Raw genomic sequence first — 1568 nt, 5'->3', positions numbered from 1 at the left:
AGGAACACCTCGTCGGCCGGGCTGCCGAAGGAGGCGATCACCTGGCCGGCCTCGATCTCCCGCTGCCGGCAGCGGGAGGCCAGCTCCGAGAGCACCTCCTCGTCCTCGTACGACCGCAGGGCCGGCAGCTCGCCCAGCTCGGCCGGGATGACCTCGACGCGGTCGCCGGTCTTCACGAACGTCACGCGTCCGTCGCCGACGGCGTACGTCAGCCGCCGGTTCACCCGGTACGTACCGCCCTGCACGTCCACCCAGGGCAGCATGCGCAGCAGCCAGCGCGAGCTGATCTCCTGCATCTGCGGTACGGACTTGGTGGTGGTGGCCAGGTTCCGCGCCGCGGCCGTGCCGAGGCTCTGCTGCTGCCGGGTCTGCTCGGTGCGGACCTCTTCGCCTACCGACATAAAGAATTGCCCTCCCAGTTGTGACCGGCGCCCATCCGTGCCGGGCGTCGGTCTCCGCGGCAAAGCCTTCCTCACGGAACGTGTCCGCGGTATTACCCGAATGAGCGGGAATGGATCTTCAACTGTGTGGGCATTCATGGGGATTCCGTTCAGCGGCGGTCCCGTGGTCGAACATTGTCCGGATCGGGCCGCACAGGGACCGGACGATGGGTTGCGTTCGTTCCGCGCAGGTACAAGCACCGGTACGAGGCGGTTGCGACCGGCAGCCGTCGCGCTGCGAGAAGGAGGCGCGGCCCATGGCCCCACCCATGTCCGCGAGTGCGTTCCTGAGCTCCCTGAAGGCGGAGGGTCTCACGGTCGTCGAGGTCGGTGACTGGCGCGATCACAACCGCAACCACAAGGGTCCCTGGGGGCCGGTGCACGGCGTGATGATCCATCACACGGTCACCCAGGGCAGCGCCCGGACCGTGGACCTGTGCCGCAAGGGCTACTCGGGCCTGCCGGGGCCGCTGTGCCACGGCGTCATCACCAAGGACGGCAAGGTCCACCTCGTCGGCTACGGCCGCGCCAACCACGCCGGCCTGGGCGACGACGACGTGCTGCGCGCGGTGATCGCGGAGAAGGGGCTGCCCGCGGACAACGAGCAGAACACCGACGGCAACCGGCACTTCTACGGCTTCGAGTGCGAGAACCTGGGCGACGGGAAGGACCCCTGGCCCGCGGCGCAGCTGGAGGCCGTCGAGAGAGCCGCCGCCGCGGTCTGCCGCCGCCACGGCTGGAACGAGCGGTCGGTGATCGGGCACCTGGAGTGGCAGCCCGGGAAGGTGGACCCGCGCGGGTTCACGATGGCGTCGATGCGGAAGCGGATCCGCGACCGGCTCAAGTGACGCACTCGGGCGCACGCGCGTGCGGGAGGACGGGCGGGAGGAGGGCCGGGACCGAGCTGGCGACAATCCGTCGGAAGCTGTCGCCCGGCCCCCTGGGGATGCGGCACACGCGCTTCTAGCGTGGTGAGTCGTCCCAGGTCGTCCCAGGTAAAGGCGCCACCATGCAATACGTCGCACCCGTAGCCGTCGGGGTTCTCTACGCACTGCTGATGTCCTTCGTCCGCGAGCCGCACCGGCGGCGCTTGAACGCCGTCATGCTCGCCGGTGCGGCTCGCGGACG

At 69.8% G+C, this 1568-nt stretch carries 2 protein-coding genes and 1 pseudogene; 2 read left to right on the top strand and 1 reads right to left on the bottom strand.

What is annotated here, in order from left to right:
* Positions 1 to 401: pseudogene (locus AOK11_RS28325) on the bottom strand (Crp/Fnr family transcriptional regulator); the annotation flags it as partial.
* A 308-nt stretch (positions 402 to 709) separates the two neighbouring features.
* Between AOK11_RS28325 and AOK11_RS28320 the strand changes: the two are divergent.
* On the top strand, positions 710 to 1288 hold the full coding sequence (locus AOK11_RS28320; protein WP_055596567.1) for a peptidoglycan recognition protein family protein: 579 nt from the start codon (positions 710 to 712) through the stop codon (positions 1286 to 1288).
* Between the two features lie 161 nt (positions 1289 to 1449).
* Positions 1450 to 1568, top strand: a 119-nt coding sequence (locus AOK11_RS45450) for a DUF6010 family protein (RefSeq protein WP_240497518.1), incomplete at its 3' end; no start/stop codon positions are given.

The organism is Streptomyces hirsutus (genome assembly GCF_001418415.1).
Lineage (GTDB): Bacteria > Actinomycetota > Actinomycetes > Streptomycetales > Streptomycetaceae > Streptomyces > Streptomyces hirsutus.
Note: the sequence above shows the minus strand (reverse complement) of the source record. Positions and strands in the feature narration are given on the sequence as shown.

Coding starts and splice junctions, on each gene's coding strand:
- AOK11_RS28320 (WP_055596567.1), top strand. CDS start 710: ATGTCCGCGAGTGCGTTCCTGAGCTCCCTGAAGGCGGAGGGTCTCACG.